The sequence below is a fragment of the Anaerolineae bacterium genome, from assembly GCA_016931895.1.
Classification (GTDB): Bacteria; Chloroflexota; Anaerolineae; order 4572-78; family J111; genus JAFGNV01.
In genome coordinates this window covers 1-18,603 of record JAFGDY010000249.1, presented here as the reverse complement: position 1 = coordinate 18,603, position 18,603 = coordinate 1, and the positions used below count along the sequence as shown (strand labels likewise).

General features: G+C 55.5%; 14 protein-coding genes. 4 read left to right on the top strand and 10 right to left on the bottom strand.

Annotation, left to right across the window (positions count from 1 at the left end; genetic code table 11):
- Positions 1-226: 226 nt before the first annotated feature.
- The 3 genes from JW953_19275 (at position 227) to JW953_19265 (ending at position 3,627) form a co-directional block, all read left to right on the top strand.
- Positions 227-1,027 carry a class I SAM-dependent methyltransferase gene (locus JW953_19275; protein ID MBN1994848.1) on the top strand — a complete coding sequence of 267 codons (801 nt, stop codon included), beginning with the start codon at positions 227-229 and terminating at the stop codon, positions 1,025-1,027.
- A gap of 418 nt (positions 1,028-1,445) precedes the next feature.
- Complete coding sequence (locus JW953_19270; GenBank protein MBN1994847.1) at positions 1,446-2,663, top strand: sigma-70 family RNA polymerase sigma factor; 1,218 nt, start codon at positions 1,446-1,448, stop codon at positions 2,661-2,663.
- A 4-nt stretch (positions 2,664-2,667) separates the two neighbouring features.
- On the top strand, positions 2,668-3,627 hold the full coding sequence (locus tag JW953_19265; protein MBN1994846.1) for a hypothetical protein: 960 nt from the start codon (positions 2,668-2,670) through the stop codon (positions 3,625-3,627).
- A gap of 93 nt (positions 3,628-3,720) precedes the next feature.
- Here JW953_19265 and JW953_19260 read toward each other — a convergent pair whose 3' ends face one another.
- The 6 genes from JW953_19260 to JW953_19235 form a co-directional block, all read right to left on the bottom strand.
- Positions 3,721-4,023, bottom strand: a complete 303-nt coding sequence (locus tag JW953_19260; protein ID MBN1994845.1) for a YtxH domain-containing protein — start codon at positions 4,021-4,023, stop codon at positions 3,721-3,723.
- Positions 4,024-4,085: 62 nt separating this feature from the next.
- Complete coding sequence (locus JW953_19255; GenBank protein ID MBN1994844.1) at positions 4,086-4,547, bottom strand: hypothetical protein; 462 nt, start codon at positions 4,545-4,547, stop codon at positions 4,086-4,088.
- A gap of 70 nt (positions 4,548-4,617) precedes the next feature.
- A complete protein-coding gene (locus JW953_19250; GenBank protein ID MBN1994843.1) occupies positions 4,618-4,869 on the bottom strand; it encodes a hypothetical protein in 252 nt (83 codons plus the stop codon).
- Positions 4,869-5,954 (bottom strand): tRNA 2-thiouridine(34) synthase MnmA, encoded by a 1,086-nt coding sequence (gene mnmA, locus JW953_19245; protein ID MBN1994842.1) that lies wholly within the window; start codon positions 5,952-5,954, stop codon positions 4,869-4,871. The genes JW953_19250 and mnmA overlap by 1 nt, the downstream gene beginning before the upstream one ends.
- Before the next feature lie 52 nt (positions 5,955-6,006).
- Positions 6,007-7,173: a cysteine desulfurase gene (locus JW953_19240; GenBank protein MBN1994841.1), complete on the bottom strand. Its 1,167-nt coding sequence runs from the start codon at positions 7,171-7,173 to the stop codon at positions 6,007-6,009.
- A complete protein-coding gene (locus JW953_19235) occupies positions 7,170-9,239 on the bottom strand; it encodes an alpha/beta fold hydrolase (GenBank protein ID MBN1994840.1) in 2,070 nt (689 codons plus the stop codon). The genes JW953_19240 and JW953_19235 overlap by 4 nt, the downstream gene beginning before the upstream one ends.
- A gap of 502 nt (positions 9,240-9,741) precedes the next feature.
- Here JW953_19235 and JW953_19230 point away from each other — a divergent pair.
- On the top strand, positions 9,742-10,524 hold the full coding sequence (locus JW953_19230) for a sulfite exporter TauE/SafE family protein (GenBank protein MBN1994839.1): 783 nt from the start codon (positions 9,742-9,744) through the stop codon (positions 10,522-10,524).
- Here JW953_19230 and galK read toward each other — a convergent pair.
- From galK to JW953_19210, 4 genes are all read right to left on the bottom strand, one after another.
- A complete protein-coding gene (gene galK / locus JW953_19225; protein ID MBN1994838.1) occupies positions 10,521-11,681 on the bottom strand; it encodes a galactokinase in 1,161 nt (386 codons plus the stop codon). The two genes, JW953_19230 and galK, sit on opposite strands and share 4 nt — an antisense overlap.
- 215 nt (positions 11,682-11,896) lie before the next feature.
- The gene (era, locus tag JW953_19220; protein MBN1994837.1) at positions 11,897-12,928 is read right to left on the bottom strand and encodes a GTPase Era; all 1,032 of its coding nucleotides are present in this window, start codon (positions 12,926-12,928) and stop codon (positions 11,897-11,899) included.
- Positions 12,929-12,988: 60 nt separating this feature from the next.
- Positions 12,989-14,596 (bottom strand): phosphoenolpyruvate carboxykinase, encoded by a 1,608-nt coding sequence (locus JW953_19215; protein ID MBN1994836.1) that lies wholly within the window; start codon positions 14,594-14,596, stop codon positions 12,989-12,991.
- A 581-nt stretch (positions 14,597-15,177) separates the two neighbouring features.
- The gene (locus JW953_19210; protein MBN1994835.1) at positions 15,178-18,510 is read right to left on the bottom strand and encodes an SUMF1/EgtB/PvdO family nonheme iron enzyme; all 3,333 of its coding nucleotides are present in this window, start codon (positions 18,508-18,510) and stop codon (positions 15,178-15,180) included.
- Positions 18,511-18,603 lie beyond the last annotated feature (93 nt).

Here is an 18,603-nt window from a genome sequence, read left to right as displayed (position 1 = left end):
TTGACGGATTCCTCGGTAAAGAGCTGCTTTTGAATAAAAATTAAAGCTGTAAAAATCTGCTCGTTTCTTCAGGACTAAGGTTTGATTTGGATTCCTTTTGTCCGGGAGAGCGGCAGGCTCACAGTTCGCCAAAAACCACCCGCCCTCGGGTGGTTTTTTTATCTCCGGCCACGGTTAAAAGGAACCGTGGCCTTTTTGATTCAATCTAAAAAACAGGAGTTGACCCATGCCTAAAAATCATCGCAAACAGTTCAACAAATCGCCACCCCGCACCAATTGGGACCCGGTAGCCGATTGGTATGCCGGCTGGGTGGGCAAAGACGGCAGCCAACACCACCGCAAACTGGCCATTCCAATTGTGCTGGAATTGCTGGACTTGCGACCGGGGATTAAAATTTTAGAAGTAGGCGCGGGCCACGGTGTGCTGGCCCCGCATATTGCCAAAGCCGGGGCCAAATATACCGGCGTGGATGTCAGCAAAAAATTACTGCGGCTGGCGCGCCGGTATCATGGCCAGCAGGGGCGTTTTATTTTGGGCGATGCGCGCCGGTTACCCACCCTGCGTCAACTCCGGCCCGCAGAGTTTGACGCGGTGGTGTTTATGCTCAGTTTGCAGGATATGGAATCGCTGCCCTCGGTTTTAAAGTCGGCCAGTTGGGCCTTAAAACCCGGCGGCTGTATGGTGCTGCTGCTCACCCATCCCTGTTTTCGTGTGCCCCGGCAGAGCGGTTGGGGTTGGGATAAACAACGCCGGTTGCAGTATCGCCGGGTTGATCGTTATTTGACGCCCTTACGGGTCCCCATGCATGCTTATCCGGGCAAACAGGCAGGCGTGACCCTCAGTTTCCACCGCCCTTTGAGCGAATACATCAACGGCCTGGCCGCGTGCGGCTTGTTGTTAGAGCAAATGAAAGAAATTCCCACCTACAAAGTCCATGCCGCCGAAACGCATGCCCCGGCTAAAAATCTGGCTAACCAGGAAATCCCGCTTTTTTTGGGCCTGCGGGCGCGGAAAGTGAGTTCATAAAGACGGAGGGCGACGAACGGCCAACGAAGAACGACCAACGAAGAACGACGAACGACGAGACTGGTTACCGGTCATGTAACTGCTCACCTGCGTCGTTTCGAGCGCCTGCCCTGGGCGCAGTAAATGGGCCATAGGCCGAAAAATCCCTATGGCGTGACAAGTAAAGAAGCGTTTGATTGTTCTGGCCAAAGATTTTATGTAAAAAATAACCTCTTGGGGATTTCGTGCAAAGTTTCTTTGCCTAAAAGTTCCTTTGTCTATCGATTGAAATGACATGGGTGAACCGTTACCTGGCCGTTGATCCCTGGTCGCGTTGGTCGTTGGTCATTGGTCGTTCGTCGTCTTTCAAGGTCACCTTTTTCTCCAAATTTGGCTCTTATAAACAGAGAGTTATGATATAGCCCAAACGGAGAGTACGATGCAGGAAATTGAATCGTTAGTTGGGTTGATCCAATCCCCTGAGGCCGGTTTAACCCAAAAACACGAAGCCTTTGGCCAGTTGGTCGGGCGTTTTCAGGATATGGCCTATGGCTGCGCTTACGTGGTGTTGGAAGACGCCTATTTAGCCCAGGATGCGGCCCAGGAAGCCTTTATCGCGGCTTATCAAAACCTGGGGCAGCTTTTAGAACCAAAAGCATTTCCCGGTTGGCTGCGGCGCATTGTGCTAAGCCAATGCCACCGTCTGACCCGCGGCCGGCAGATGCCGGTTCAGTCCCTTGATCCAACTGCCGACTTAACTTCGGCGCAGCCGGAACCCCCGGCCACGTTTGAGCAGCAAGAACTGCAAAACCAGGTGCAGGCCGCGCTCAATGCTTTGCCGGAGCGCCAACGGATAACAATGGTCTTGTTTTACATCAGCGGCTATTCTCAAAAGGAAGTGGCCGAATTTTTAGAAGTATCCGTGCCGGTGGTCAGAAAAAGGCTTCAACGCGCCCGCGATACCCTGCGCCACACAATGGTTGAGTTGGTCCGCGATGAACTGCAAACAGCTCGCCCCTCCAACGACAACCAGTTTGCCCGGTCGGTGCAGATTGCTACGGCCCTGGAGACGGCGGCGCTGGAAAGCCAATTGGCCACGCTGGAAACGCTTTTGTTTGAAGGGGTTGAGGTTAATGCCCGGGGCCGGGATGGACGGACTCTGCTGCACTGGGCCGCCCAACGAGGCCATTTGGAGGCCGTAAAATTACTCCTGAAAAATGGCGCAGACCCAACTGCCACAGATAAGCTTGGCCAAACGCCCCGGCAGTATGCCCTGGAACAGGATCATCAAGAGGTGGCCCGCCTGCTGGACCGGTTTGGTGGGGCTTGGGAGGCCCGGCCGGCAAACAAGCAATTGTTTGCCCAACTGTTCCAGCCGGCCCGGGATATGGAACTGGTGGCTTCAGAGAGTCAATTTGCCACCCTGGAAGTGTTGTTAACCGACGGCTTTGACGTTAACACCCGGGATAAAAATGGGCAAACTTTGCTGCACTGGGCCGCGCAGAAAGGCCATCTGGAAGCGGTGGAGCTACTCCTGAAAAACGGGGCTAAGCCAAACATCAAGGATGAAACCGGCCAAACGCCTTTGCAGCGGGCAGAGGAAAAAGACTACCGGGAAATTGTTGATTTATTGCGCCAATATGAGGAACGGGTTTAAGACTATGGACGATGCCAAACTCAAGCCTTTGTTCACAGAGCCGGACACCCTTGTGGAACGGCTGCGGAACCACCTGAAAACATTGGAAGACCAGCTCTATTTTTTGACCCGCCAAGACCGGGCGGTGGTGTTGGCCTACCTGGCCCAGCTGGACGCCGCCTGGCGCTTGTATGAAACGTTAAAAGAAAACGGCGAAGGAGGAGAGATTTTAAGGTTTAAAATCCTGCAAAAACATGTGCTGGCCAAAGCCGCGCCGCTGCTCAAAATTTTAGGCGGGCCTGAGAACTTGAAATTGGTTCGGCCGGCGGAAACCTTGCCGACCGAGCAGCCCTGGTGGTTCTTTGACCGGCACGTGGCCCGCCAACGGGCGTTACGATGGCGGCGGGTCGCCAGGTGGGGCGCTCTGCTGGTGGCGGTGGGGTTGGGCCTGGTGCTTTTATTCAACACCGTGCTCAAGCCTGATCCGGCGGTGGCGTTCCGCATGCGGCATTACAACGACGCCCTGACCCTGGCCACGGAAAACCAGGATTACGCCGGCGCTCTGTTTGAAGTTGAACAGGCGTTGAGCGTAGCCCCCAATGATTCTGAGTTGTTAACTTTTAAGGGCGTTTTGCTGGCCCAGCTTGACCGCGCGGCTGAAGCAGACCCCTTATTTGAGCAGGCCACCGCCCTGGCGGTTGAGCCGGAGCAAACGTTGGTGCTGCGGGGACAATATTTGCGGCAACTCAATCACCCGGAAAGCGCCCTGACCCTGACGCAACAGGCCCGGGCCATCAACCCGGAATCTGCCGAGGCCTGGTTATTGGCCGGACAGATTTATGCCGATCTGGGTTTGTATCCGCCCGCGCACGACTCGTTATCTCAGGCCGCCGCGTTGGCCCTGGCCCAGGATAAAGTTGAACTGTATGTGCTGGCCAAGGCCAATCTGGCCTATCTTGGCCAGGGCGCCGGTTTGGAGCCTTGAACTCAAAAACCGGCTCAGCGATATATCCCGCTTTGCGCCAAGCAAAAAGGCGAGGAGGGTTTCCTCGCCTTTTTGGGTTCAGAACAGGATGCGTCAGGCGGCGCTTTCAGCCTCGCCTTTACCTCGGGGGATTTTGACTTTGCTTTGCAAGTTAGACATTTGTTGTTGAAGTGCGCCCATTTGCTCTTGCAGTCCGGCCAGTTGGCCTTCAATGGTTTGCCTTGCTTGCATGTAGCCTTCTTCAGCCCGGCCTTTGAGTTCAAGGCTTTTGTCTCTAATCTGGGCGCGAGTCTCCTCGCCGGATTGAGGGGCCAGCAGCAAGGCCAGGGTTGCCCCCACCAGGCCGCCAATCACTAAACCGGCAAAAAATTCTGCACCACCACTTCGGTCTGACATACTTATTGCTCCTTTCTAAATTTATTGGATTATGAAATGTTAAACGTTTGGCGCTACAAATCTTAGCGTCGGAATAAAGAACGGAAGATAGCCTTTATCGCCGAAACCGTACTGACGGTGGTGATGACGGGTTGGACCGCGCGGTCGCTCAAAAAAGTGGCGGTGCCGCGGATGGTGCCCGTGGTTTCTTGTAATTTCGTCAGCATTGGTTTGATTTCCCGGTCAAGCAGTTGCACCAGGTCATTCACTTTGATCACCAGATAAGCAATAATCACAATCAGGGCAATCAGCAGGAGGATAATAACAAAAACGCCGAGGCCCAAATAGATAATGAAAATATCGCGTAAGAGGGGGGTGTGTTCCCAAAAGAAAAGGCCCACCCCAATGCCGCCGAAGAGGAGAATAACAATTACGGCGGCAATGATTCCGTAAATAAGCGGGCGTTTATCCGTTGGCTCCGGCGAGAGTTCAGGATATTTGTCGGTAAGATCGGCCTGATTATTTTGATTTATTTCTTGGGGCATGGACGCTGTCTCTTTTCGTTAAAGAGTTTGATTCTATTGTACCATGAAACCTTGTTTTTTAAGAAATAAATCATTTAATTTTAAGCCAATATATTAAAAATAGACAGCCCCAGCCAACCAGGGTGGCTTCGACAACATGAATGGGGCCAAGCAAAAGTAAATCCACGCCCAGCACATCCCCCAATATCTGGCCCAGGCCAAAACCGATGACGCCGGTCAGAAGATAAACGGGTAAATCCAGCGCGGTTTTTCCCCGCCAGAGATGAAAGAGCGTGCCGTAAATAGCCCCAATCAGGGCTGAAAGTAGAAAATAAGGCGGCATTATGAAATAATTCCTCCCCCCAACACTTGTTCGCCCTGAAAAAAGACGACAGCCTGGCCCGGGGTAATATCACGCAGGGAGGCGGTAAAGGTCAGGTGGGCGCGCGCGTCGGGGAGGGGGGTCAAGGTGGCCTCAACTTCCGGCGCTTTGTAGCGAATTTTGGCCGTGATTTGGGCCGGCGAGGCAGGCGGTTGCCCCTGAATGTAAGTCACTTGCTGCGCCGTCAATTCCTGCCGGCCCAATTCGTCTGCCGTGCCCACAATCAGGCTGTTGGCGGCGGTATCTATCCTTAAAACGTACATCGGTTGGGGCGCGCTAAGCCCCAGGCCCTTGCGCTGGCCAATAGTGTAAAAAGCCAAACCCCGGTGCCGGCCTAACTGCCGGCCGGCAGTGTTGAGAATAGGGCCGGGCTGCGCCGTCTCCGGGGCATGGCGCTGCAAGAACGAGCGGTAATCCCCATTTCCCAAAAAACACAAATCCTGGCTATCGGGCCGGTTGAAAACGGGCAGTTTTTTGGCTTCCGCAATTTGCCTGATCTCATCTTTGGTATAATGGCCCAGCGGCAGCAAGATGCGGGCCAAACGTTCCTGGGTCATGGTGTAGAGCACATAACTTTGGTCTTTGCCGGGGTTAAGGCCTTTGAGCAGTTGGTACGCGCCATTTTGAGTTTGCCGCACGCGGGCGTAGTGGCCGGTGGCCAAATAATCGCCGCCCAGGCCGAGCGCCTCATTAAGCAGATGGTTGAACCGAATGTCTCTATTGCACACGATGCAGGGATTAGGGGTAATTCCTTGCGTGTAGCCATCAATAAAAAAATCCACCACCGTTTTTTTAAAAATATCTTTGTAATCACGCACGTAAAAGGGAATATTCAGGATGTCGGCCACCCGGCGAGCATCGGCCACAGCCCCGGGCGTGCAGCAGCGATTGGCCGCGTCGCCTGGCTCAGCCCACAGGCGCAGCATCAGCCCCACCACGGTGTAGCCCTGCTCAACCAGCAGGGCCGCCGCCACCGAACTGTCTACGCCGCCGCTCATAGCTACCACAACGGTTTTTGGAGAAAGGTTATTACTGTTTGTAGTCATTTTTGAATCAGAGGAGCAGGGTAGCAGGGTAGCAGACTACTTTGCATCCTTGCTACCTTGCCAGTTGTCTTACTTTTTCAATGATATTCGGTAATAGATTTAGCACGGTTTTAATGTCTGCGGCGGTAGTTTGTTTGCCCAAGGTCAGGCGGAGGGCGCCCAGGGCTAATTCGTGCGGCAGGCCCATGGCCGTGAGCACGTGACTGGGTTCGGGCATGCCCGTGGTGCAGGCGCTGCCGCTGGCGGCCTGAATTCCGGCCATGTCCAGGTGCATCAAGATGGCGTCGGCGGCGCAGTTGGCAAAAACAAAACTGGCGTTGTTGGGCAGCCGTTGAGTAGGATGGCCCGTTAACCGGCTGTGGGGGATGGTGCGCAAAACGCCCTCAATCAATTGGTCGCGCAGCGTGATCAGGCGCTTGTTCTCTGCAACCCGATTGCTCTGGACCAACTCCATGGCTTTGGCCAGGCCAACAATGTAAGGCACATTTTCGGTGCCGGGCCGCCGGTTGTTTTCGTGACTGCCGCCGGTGAAGGGCGGCAGCAGCGGCGTATGTTGCCGTACGTAAAGCAGGCCCACTCCCTTGGGCGCGTAGATTTTGTGCCCCGAAATTGCCAGCAGGTCCACTTTGAGCGCGTCTACGGCCAACGATTCATAACCCGCGGCCTGAACCGCATCTGTATGAAACGGAATGCCGCGCTCCTGCGCCAGCGCGCCAATTTCGGCCAGCGGCTGGACGGCGCCCATTTCGTTATTGGCGTAAATAACGCTGATGAGGACGGTGTCGGGCCGGATGGCTGCGGCCACGTCGGCCGGGTTGACCAGGCCGTTTGGGTCAACCGGCACCATGGTTTGCTCAAAACCAAATTTTTGGCATAACTGGTTGATGGTGTGGCCCACGGCGTGGTGCTCAATGGGCGTGGTAATGAGGTGCTGGCCCTGGCCGGCCAGTTTTTTGGCCCAGGCTACGCCGCGGATAGCCAGGTTGTCGCTTTCGGTGCCGCAGGCTGTAAAAACAATTTCTGGGGGCGAGCAGCCCAAAATGTCGGCCACCCGGCGCCGGGCGTCGTCAAGGGCGCGGGCGCTGGCCCGGGCCTGTTGGTGCAGGCCGGAAGCATTGCCGTAAATTTGGTTAAAATAAGGCAGCATCGCCTCGATGACCTGCGGGTCAACAGGAGTTGAGGCGGCATGGTCTAAATAGATGGTCGGTTTAGTGGTCATATTAATAACAAACCCTGAATAGCCAAGATCAAAATATATCCGCCGGCGCAGATCGCCAGAAACGTATCGTACAATCTGCTCCAAACAGGCCCCACCCTTTCGCGCCAGATGAAAACCGTAACCCCAATGAGACCCAGGGCCAGCGGCAGCAAGATCACGGGCAAAAACAGAATGGGCCGGGCCGCCGCGGGCAGGGTGTAGACGGCTAAATAGGTGTTCTCAAAAAATAGAACGTAGCCCACAAAGCCGGTCAGCCCGGCGGCAAAAATAGCGGCGGTGAACCCAAATACCAGGGCCAGCAAACGACTGATCCGGCGCAGTCTTTTTTGTTTGGCCGTTAACGCCGGTTTTTTCTCCAAGATAATGTTGACCAAAAAGCCAATAGGCCAGATGATAAAGGCCGATAAAACACCCAGTAAAAAGAGGCCGGCGATAATTGTTTGGACAAGATAAGGGGCGTCAAATCTGGCAACTTTATCCAGCAGGGGCAGCGTAATGGCCGAGGGCGGCACTACCGGGGCCGGGGTGAGGCTGTTCAGGCAGGCGGCGTTGGGTTTGGCCGTTGGCGTATCCAGGAAATCTTGCACAATTTGATTGATACAGTTGTGGTTGAAGGCCACGCCGTGGCTGGAAAACGGGTCAACCAGATTGTAGCCATGCTTAAGGGTACGGGCGGCAGTGTTGGCAAATAGGGGCGGAGTAATGGGGTCAAATTGACCGGACAAAAGCAGGGTGGGAATGTTGCTGACTACCGGCTCATCCACAGCGGGCGGCAGCAGGTTAACGGGCCACACGGCGCACGAGTCCAGGTAAGATTGTAAATCGTCGGCGGCGGTGGTGGCAATTTGCGGGCGCAACCCATCCAGGTTGACAGTATGGGGGTCAAAATCGGCATCCTCGGCGCAAATCACCGAATAATACATGCCTTCGCTGAAGGTCCGGTCAAAGGCGATCAGGGGCAGGATTTTCTCCAAGAACAGGTAATTCCCGGCTTCCAGGTTGGCCACAATTTTGGGAAAAATGGCGTAGTTATCGGAGAGATAAAGGGCCTGGTACAACACCTCGCGCAGGATGTCGCCATCCAGATAAGCCGCCACCGGCGCGCCCGTATCGGGGTGGGTGAGGGTGAGGGTGGTGGGGGCCTGGTTCAGTTGATCCACCAGGGCCAGGAATCGTTCTTCCAGGCAGGGGTAGCTGGCCGCGCACGAGGGATTGGCGGCGCAAAACTGAAACAGCTCGTTGTAGAGCCGGTTCTCGTTGGCGGCGGTGGAGGTGATAAAGTTGAGGTCAGGAGGGACCACGCTGTCTAAAATTACGCTGCGCAGGTGTTCCGGGTGGTGGCGCATCAGGTGCAAACCCAGCAGCGTGCCGTAAGACACGCCATAAAAGTTGAACTCATTGTAACCCAGGGCCTGGCGAATGGCTTCCACGTCGGCGGCGTTTTCCAGGCTGTTATAGGCCGATAGATTGATCCCCTCGGCTTGCAGACGTTGGTAGCAGGCGTTCAATAATTCCGGCCACAATTTGTCGCTTTCTGCCGAGGGCAGGGCCAGCAAGTGGGCCATTGACTCCCGCAGTTCGGTGCAGACCAATTCCGGTTGGGCGTACACGGTCCCGCGCTGGTTAAAAATAACAATATCCCGTTCGGCGGCGATGTCTGTGCCGGGCACAGTCATAATAAATATCTCAAAGGCAGAGCCGCCCGGGCCGCCCTGGGCCAGGAATAAGGGGTCGGGCTGGGGAGCAGCGCCGGTGACGCGGCGGACGGCGACGGGCAGGCGGATGGTTGGGCCATCTGGATGAGCATGTTGTTCGGGAACCGTAACGTAACCACATTCAAATCCTAACCTTTCCGGCGAAATGGTGAAAAGGCCCAGGTCTATCCCTTTGAACATACAGGGCGCGGGTTCAAACGTGGCCGGCTGTCCGGTTGAATGGGCTTGAGCGGGGGCAGCAGGAAAAGTCGAACCGCTCAGGCCGGCCAGATAGAGCCAGATCAAAATAAGGGTTGGCCAGTAAAAGCGAGCCTGGTGATTTGGTTTTAGTCGGTGAAGTTTTTGGCGCATGGCGTATTGATGAAAATTGTGAATTGTGAATTATGAATTATGAATTATGAATTATGAATGGTTTGTTTGGGTAGAACGATTTTTTAGTTGGTAGTGAGAGTTAGGCAAGCTTTTTTACAGGCGAAACTCTGGACAAAGATAAGGCTGTTTGAGACTGACGTATGTATCATAGCATGGGAGATGGGGTTTATCAAGAACCGATTAGGGGTAAGTTAGAGGATTGAGGCATATTTCGTATTGCGTATTGGGTAAACGGAATAAGGGCCAAATACAGCCTCAAACAATTGTGAGAGGCCCGCTATTTGCTCATTGGTAAAAATCATGGAAAATGGCTCTGTCTATAACCGACGAACGACGAAGGACGAAGGACGAACGACGAAGGACGAACGACGAAGGACGAAGGACGAACGATGAAAGTTGAGGGACGAAACAGGTTGTTGGTCGTTGGTCGTTGGTCGCGTTGGTCGTTGGTCATTGGTCGTTTTTCTAAATTGGAGGAAGCATGGCCTGGTATCTTTATTTAGCCATAATTGGCGCCGGGGTGATTGCCGGTTTTATCAATACGTTGGCGGGCAGCGGCTCGTTGGTTACGTTGCCGCTGCTTATCTTTTTGGGGCTGCCGGCCACTGTGGCCAACGGCACCAATCGGGTGGCTATTTTGCTGCAAAACGTGGTGGGGGTGAGCAGTTTTCACCGGGAACAGGTGTTGGATTGGCGCGGCGGCCTGCTGTTGGCTGTGCCGGCTATTTTTGGTTCCATTGCGGGCGCTCAGATTGCGGTCAACCTTAATGAAACAGTGATGCGCCAGACAATTGGGGGCTTGATGGTGGTGATGCTGGTGATCATCTGGATTCGGCCCCGGCGCTGGCTGGAGGGTCAGCCGGAAACGCAGCGGCAACGTCCCGGCTGGAAGCAGATGCTGATATTTTTTGCCATTGGCGTTTACGGCGGTTTTATCCAGGCCGGGGTGGGTATTTTTCTGCTGGCGGGCCTGGTGCTGGGCGCAGGTTATAATCTGGTGCGGGCAAACGCGGTGAAGGTGTTGATTGTGCTCTGTTTTACGGTATTTGCGCTGGTTGTTTTTATCCTCAATGGCCAGGTGGCGTGGCTGGTGGGCCTGATCCTGGCAGTGGGGAATATGTTGGGCGCGTGGCTGGGCGCGTGGCTGGCCGTGCGACGCGGGGCCGGTTTTGTCCGTTGGCTGCTGATTGGTGTGGTGGCGGTATCGGCAGCCGAGTTGTTGGGACTGTTTGATCTGGTCGGCCGGTGGTGGGGGAATGTCTAATATTGACCGGCTCCCTCGGAAGCCTGGCAAACATAGATGGTTGCTTCCAGACCGCCGGAGGCCGCCGGATATTTTTGGGTAATGGCGGTTTTAACCTGCGGCACCAACTCTTGGGGCACCAGGGCCACAATACAGCCGCCAAAACCGCCGCCGGTCATCCGTACCCCGCCGGCCTCGCCAATGGCCCCGGCCACAATCTCTACCAGGGCGTCAATGGGCGGCACGGTGATTTCAAAATCATCGCGCATTGAGGCGTGCGATGCGGCCATGAGGCGGCTCAACCGGGCCAGGTTGCCGTTGGTCAGGGCTTCCCCGGCGGCCTCGGTGCGGGCGTTTTCGGTGATCACGTGGCGGGCGCGTTTGGCGACGGTTGCGCTCAATTCATCTTCATGGAGGGCAAACACGTCGGGCGATACATCACGCAGGGCGGGCACGCCAAAATGGGCCGCCGCTGTTTCGCACTCCCGGCGGCGGGTATTGTATTCGCTATCCAGCAAACCCAGGCCCTCGCGCCTAAAATTGCTGTTAGCAATCACAATGGCCACTCCGGCCGGAATGGGCACAGCTTGATAGTCCAGGCTGCGGCAGTCAATCAACAGGGCGTGGTCTTTTTGCCCCAGCGCCGAGATGAACTGGTCCATAATGCCGCATTTCATCCCCACAAAATTATTTTCGGCATATTGCCCTACCAAGGCAATGCTTTTACCGTCCAGGCCAAGTTCACTGAGATGGTTGAAGGTGGTGCCGGCGGCTACTTCCAGCGAAGCCGACGAGCTAAGGCCTGCGGCCAGGGGCACGTTTCCGGCAATGACCATATTCAGCCCGCGCAGTTTGTGGTCGCGTTGGACCAGCGTCCAGGCCACGCCGCGCACGTAGTTGCTCCAGGGAGCCGTTTCGTCTCGTCTGATTTCGGCGGCCAGGTCAAAGCTGCTGGTTTGTTCGCCAAAGTCAGCCGCCACCAGATTCACCTGGGTGTCGCTGCGCGGCTGCACCGCCACCACGGTGTGATAGTCAATGGCGCAGGGCAGCACAAAACCGTCGTTATAATCGGTATGCTCGCCAATGAGGTTGACCCGCCCCGGCGCGCGGAAGAAATGGCTTGGCTCGTGGCCAAAGTGTTTTTTGAACAACTGCGAGGTTTTTTCTTTGAGGGTCATATCAGTCCTGTTGCTTGTTGAAGCTATGGCGAGTATATCTTAAATTTAGCTTACGGTCAAAAAGATTGGGAGCCGGAAAAGTTTGGGCAACTATTCACTTGGTCATGTCATTCTGAGACAGAGGCCGAAGAATCTCCATATGGCCTAACGTTGCGCCGGTTTTGATATATTTCATGGAGATTCTTCGCTCAGAATAACATGACCTGAACAGGTGTTTACCGGGTATAGCCCAACCAACGCAACTCGTTTTCTTTTTTGCGCCACTTGGGCCGGATTTTGACCCATAAATCCAGGTACACTTTGCTTTCCACCAAATCCTCAATTTGCGGGCGGGCTAACTGTCCAATTTTTTTAAGCGTTTGGCCTTTTTCGCCGATGACGATCTTTTTTTGCGAGGCCCGCTCTAGGATAAGATTGGCTCCCACATAGGTTAAATTTTCGTGGCGGGGTTTAAAATCGGTCACCTGCACGGCCAGGGCGTGGGGCACTTCTTGGTGCAAAACGTTGAGCGCGGCCTCGCGGATGAGTTCACCGGCAATGAAGCGAATGTGCTGGTCGGTTACCTGTTCTTCCGGGTAATAGCGCGGGCCGGGCGGCAGCAGGTGGATGATGCGCCGCAGCAGTTCGTTGCGGTTTTTCCCGGTGGTGGCCGAGAGCGGTAGCCAGTCATCGGCGGGGTATAGGGCCAAGAATGGTTTTTCAAGATCGGCTAAATTGGCCAGGGAGAGCAAATCAATTTTGTTCAGCGCCAGCAGGGTGGGGGGAACGGGCCGGTTTTGTTTTTGCGCCTCGGTTTTGTTTTGGCGGAGGGCGGCGGCCACCAGTTGGTCTTCGGGCGTGGGTGGCTCGGTGGCATCCACCAGCCAAACCACCACGTCGGCGTCGGGAAGGGCGGCGATGGCGGTTTCGGTGAGGTATTCGCCAAATTTGTGATGAGGCCGGTGGATGCCGGGCGTGTCAATAAAAATCACTTGAGCCGGCGGGCAATTTTCCAGCGGGTGGGGGTCGAACGCGGACGGAATGGTCAAAATGCCCAAAAGCTGGTTGCGCGTGGTTTGGGGTTTGGGGCTAACAATGGCGATTTTTTGACCCAGAAAGTGATTCAGCAGGGTTGACTTACCCACGTTGGGCCGGCCAATCACGGCCACGTAGCCGGAGCGATGGTCGGGGGGCGGGGTTTCATCAAAAATCTCCGGTTCGGGGTCGTCGTATTCAGTTGGTTCGGGCCAGGGGCGGGCATTGGTCATCGGTCAACAATTCCTGAGACAGCCTTGAGCCGTCAATAATGATCCCGCACTACAGAGGTTTTAGCCAATGTTGGGCGCGGCGGCCTTGACTTTGTCTGAAACCTGGTCTTCAAATTCTTTGAAGTTTTCCACAAACATAGCCGCCAGTTTTCTGGCTTGCTCGTCGTACGCGGCGCAGTCTTTCCAGGTGTTTCGGGGAATAAGGACTTTGTCGGGAACATTGGGGCAGGAGGTGGGCACGCGCACTCCAAAGATCGGGTCAACCACATATTCCACTTCGCCCAGATGGCTATTGAGCGCGGCATTGATCATGGCCCGGGTGTAGGCAATTTTCATGCGTTCGCCTACGCCGTAGGGTCCGCCGCTCCAGCCGGTATTGACCAGCCAGCAATCAACCTTATGCTTAGAAATCTTTTGGCCGAGCATTTTGGCGTATACGCTGGGGTGTTGGGCCATAAAGGGCGCACCAAAACAGGTGCTAAAGGCGGCCTGGGGTTCGGTGATGCCTTTTTCGGTGCCGGCTACTTTGGCCGTGTAGCCCAATAGAAAATGGTACATGGTTTGTTCGGGCGTGAGTTTGGAAATGGGCGGCATCACGCCAAAGGCATCGGCGGTGAGAAAGATGATGTTTTGGGGATGGTCGCCCCGGCCGGTAAGGGTGGCGTTAGGGATGCTGGAGATGTGGTAGGCCCCCCGGGTGTTTTCGGTGAGGGTATCGTCATTGAGATCAAGATCGCGCGTGACCGTATCTATGGTCACGTTTTCCAAAATGGTGCCAAAGCGGCGGGTGGTGGCATAGATTTCAGGCTCGGCTTCCGGCGACAGCCGGATCATTTTGGCGTAACAGCCGCCTTCAAAATTAAAAATGCCGGTATCGCTCCAGCCGTGTTCATCGTCGCCAATCAGGGTGCGCGAAGAGTCGGCGGAAAGGGTGGTTTTGCCGGTGCCGCTGAGGCCAAAAAAAAGGGCGGTATCGCCGCCGGGGCCATAATTGGCCGAACAATGCATGGGCAACACGCCCGTGAACGGCAGCAGATAATTCATCACCGTAAAGATTGACTTTTTGATTTCGCCGCCATAACTGGTGCCGCCAATCAGCACCAATTTTTTGGCAAAGTTGACAATGATAAAAGCTTCTGAGTTGGTGCAATCCACTTCACTGATGGCGTGAAAACGGGGGCAATCAATCACCGTAAACTCCGGCCGGTGATTAGCCAGTTCTTCCTGGGTGGCCTGGATGAACATATTACGGCAAAAGAGGCTGTGCCAGGCGTATTCGGTGATAATGCGAATCGGCAGCCGGTATTTGGAGTCGGCACCAGCCCAACAATCTTGCACAAATACGTCTTTGAGTTGCAAATAGGTGGCCATGCGCCGGTGCAGCTCATCAAAACGGTCGGCGTCAAAAGGGCGGTTGACCTTGCCCCACCAGATATGGTCGGCGCTGGAAGGTTCGTACACGGTAAATTTGTCGTTGGGCGAACGTCCGGTGTGGTGGCCGGTGCGCACCACCAACGGCCCCATGTGGGCGGCCATTCCTTCACGCCGGCGAATAGATTCCTCGTATATGGCCGGGGTGGGTAAGTTCCAATAGATGTCGTTTACGTTGGTGATGCCGTGGGTTTCTAGCCCTACTCTGCCTCGTTGCTCTCCTGAATGTTCTCTCATTTTTGGATACTCCTTTCTTGATGATTTGGTTTTTAATTTTGAATCGTCTTGCCGGCTGTTCTCTGGACGTTTTTTATTCCCATAGCCATAAAATTTTATCCGCACATTTTTGTGGACGTTTTTCTGGTAGGCGCAAGTAACTCTATCCCCTTTGCCGTTCCAGGGTTAAAGTCATCTCCGTAGATTTTTAGCTAATCGTTTATCGAAGCGGCGGGCCGGAATGGAGCAACCGTCCGCTATTGTTATCGGGTTAGAAATGCCGGTTTATGTGGATGGGGAAAGATCGGGCGGCCACTCACCCTTTTGCCTGCCCGGTCAAATGGTCCGCCTCGCTGCGGACGGGGAGAGATTGCGCCTACCCCAATGTGGACGCACAGCAGAGTGCCCCCAGGTGCGACTTCAAGTCGCGGACGGTGAGTGATTTGTTGGATTATGGACTAACTGGCCGATTTTGTCAATTTTACACTTTTGGGGAGGGTGCGCCCAAATTTTTGGAAAGCACCGAGGGGGGAATTGGGGGGACGCCCCCCACACACCCCGGTCCTCCTAAAATGTCGGACAGACCCTTTTGGGGAGGGGTTTTATTTAGATGAGGCCGGGGTATAGGGCCGCACGCAGCGGAAGCCCACGTTATTTTCTCGATGCGTTTCGCCTTGTGAGAGGGTGTTGGCCGGGTTGAAGGCCTCCAGCCCGCCTTGGGCGGTACCGTCGGGGTTGCTCCAGGAGCCGCCTAAAAGTATCCGGGCGTCGTTTTTGTTGCCCAGGGTAGCGGTCCATTCCCACACGTTGCCTATCAAGTCCAAAACTCCCAGGGAACCGGCTCCGTTTGGTTTGCTGCCCACCGGGCGAGTGCCGGGTTCGGCGGTGTCGCAGGCGTCGTTGATAACGGCCACCTGGCAGGAGGGGCCGGTATCGCCCCAGGGATAGATGCGGCCATTGGGCGAGGCAGCCGCCCGCCATTGGGAAACGGTTGGCAAACTGCCAGCCACCCATTCGCAGTAGGCTTGCGCCTGGGACCAATTTACGCCCACCACGGGGTGGTCGGGCAGGTAAAATAAAGCGGCGTATCCATCGGCGTTGATGGTACAAACTTCAGCCTCAACACAGGCTTGATATTGGCGATTGGTCACTTCGGTGCGGTCTATCCAGAACCAATTGGCCTGGTTGGCGGCGGTGGCTACCAGGATTTCGGCCGCGTTGTCTATGGTCCGAGTTTGCGTAACCACGGCCGCAATCTCGGCTTCGATTTCCAGAGTGGGCATTGCGGTTGGGGTAGGAGTGGCGGTTGGCCTGGACGTGGCCGTGGGCGTTGGGGGTGTGGTTGGTGTTGGGGGCGGCGGGCTGGGCGTGGGTGTAGAGGTGGGGATGGAGGTGGGTGAAGGCGGCAGGGGGGCTTGGACCACCTGGCTGGCGGCTGAGGTTGAGCTTTCCGGGATGAGATAAAATTTCGGTTCGGGGCCTTTGGTTTCCTCGCGCTCCAGCGCAATCAGGTTAGGGCCGGTCACGTTCATGGCCATCCGGTTAGTCATCGGGAGATTGAGTTGTTCAAAATCGTTTTTGCCGGGGTTTTGGGGATTGCGGATCAGCCATATTGAGCCGTCGTTTTTGAGAACAAATAAACCCGGGTCGGCAATAAAGATGTGGTTGGTGTTAATGCCCGGATCAATCCGTTTCAGCAGGTCGCCTTCACTGCCCTCGCCATCAAGGTAACGCCAGATATTGCCGTTATCGCGCCGCATGTAAACCACGCCGTTGGCGGCCGTGATTTCCTGGTTGTCGGTGTCGCTGACCAATTGGCGGGCGGTTTGCAGGTCGCCCGCGCGGGGGTCGGAGATGCGCCAGATGGTGCCATCTTCTTTGAGCACGTAAAGGGCGTTGGTATCCAGAAAAATCTGGCGAGCCTCCACCTCGGCCATGGCCTCAACTTTTACCTCCAGACCGCCGGTGCCGGTTTGAACCACGCGCAAACGCAGAATTCGACCAAAACGATCAACCAAAAAGAGCAGTTCTCCATCGGCAAAAATCTGGCTAATGCCGCCGGTATTGAGGTCGGCTTCGTCCGGCGACGCTCCCAAAAGAAATTCACCGGAGGGCAGTCGTTTGAGTTGCAGGCTTTCGGCATCCATAACGGCCAGGGTGGGCCGGTTGGGTTGGTAGAAACTGACCAGCCCGTCGGTGGTCAGGTAATAGGCCCCGCCGGCCACGGCAAAAACCTGGCGCGGCGCCTCGCCCGCGATCATAGGTTTTTTGAGTTCATTGAGGGTGTCTACAGAGGGAACTTTGGGCAAGGCCGGGACAGACCAGGCGGCGTTCTCGGAAATATAGTAGAGGTCAAAACCGGCTTCGGCAGGGCGATAGAAAGTGGAAAGAAGGCGGCCTGGGCCCCGCAGTTGTTTTTTGCTCAATTCGGTGATGCGTTGTTGTTTGGCGTCGGGGCTGTCCGGGCGGAGGGTATCGTTGAAGGCTTCCAATTTTTCGGCGGCCTGTTGGCCATCGCCAAGTTCTTGGTACAGGCAGGCCAGGTAGGGGTAGAGGTCGGTATTGTTTTGTTCCAGAACTGCGGCCTGGTTAAAGGCGCGGACAGCTTTATCGCGCAGCATACTTGCTGTTTCCGCCGAGGCGGTAGTTTGGCTTAATTGCAGTTGGGTTAAACCCAACATTACCTCAACGGTGGCCACGTCGGGGCGAAACCATTCGGCCAGGCGGTAGTAGGCCAGGGCCACGGTATAGTTTCCGGCGGCATAGGCTTGGTTGCCCAGGGTCAGGGCCAGATTGGCGCTGTCAACATCGGAGGCCTGACCGGTGCGGTCGGCCTGCCAATCAAGGGCAATGCGGTAAGCCAGAAAGTTTATCAATTGGGGCAGGTTTTCGGGGGCGCCCTCTACCATCCAGCGGTTGCCTTCCAGGTCGGTGACAATGATGCGCACCCCCCCCGCTTCAGAAATGCGGCTGGCCGGGACAATTTGCGCGCTAAGTTCGCGGTAATCGGGGATGGCAAAGCCAAAGATAAAGCGCAACAATCCCGTCAGTGGCAGGTCAAATGTGCCCAGGGTCGTGCCCAGCGAGATTTGCCCGGCTGTGCCAATATCGGCTTTAGCCCTGTCCAGACGTGGCAGAGCCACCGGGGAACGCCCTCCCAGTGGGGCAAAGGATTTTGGGCCAAGCATGACCTGCCCACAGTCCGCCAGGGAGAGCCGATTCAGAGTGCCTTTGGCGTTGGTGACGGCTGCCGGTAGATTGGGCGTAGAGAGAGTTAGCGCCTCAAAGGAGGAAGTGCCAATGGCGCTGAGATTGCCCCGAAATTGGACCACAATTTCCTGGCCGGTTACGGCCAGGGCATCTTCTGACCAAACCTCAACCGAAGTGAAAGCCCAGGTATTGGTGTTGGAGAGAATATAAAAAATGAGCAGCAGCAGAATAACCGCGAGCGTGGTTGAAATTTGCCGGTGGGCATTGGCCCATTGCCACAAACGCAGCAACCAGTTATCAAGCTGGCGCAGCCAATCCAGGCCAAACAGAAAGAGAAGCAACGCGATGCCGGCCAGGGTAATGCTTACCGGGTAGGCTTGCCATACCTGGACCCACCAAATTTTTACCTTTTCAATAACGTTAAGCCACCAGGGGATGGCGGCCCGCTCGCTCACAAAGATCAGGCCAATCAGCACTACCGCGCCGGCGATGGTCCAGAGGTGGGTAGAAGCCCAATGCCAGCGATCCTGGAGGAGGGAGGTGGTGAACCGGCCCCACCTGGGGACCTCTTCCTGGAGAGAAGTTTGTGCTTTTTTGGCCAGGCGGCGGACAACTTGCACGCGCGGGCGTTGGCTATCCCCTTCATTTTCTGGAGGGGAGCCGGGGGGAGTGATACTGAACAGGTTTTGCAGCCAACCAACAATGACAGATAGTAATCGAAACAAAACAACCCCCTAGCAGTTTGTCGGAGAGAAAGGATTTCCAACAAACAGGATTCATGTTAAATTAAAGGCCACAAGCAAGAGATCTCTAATGAG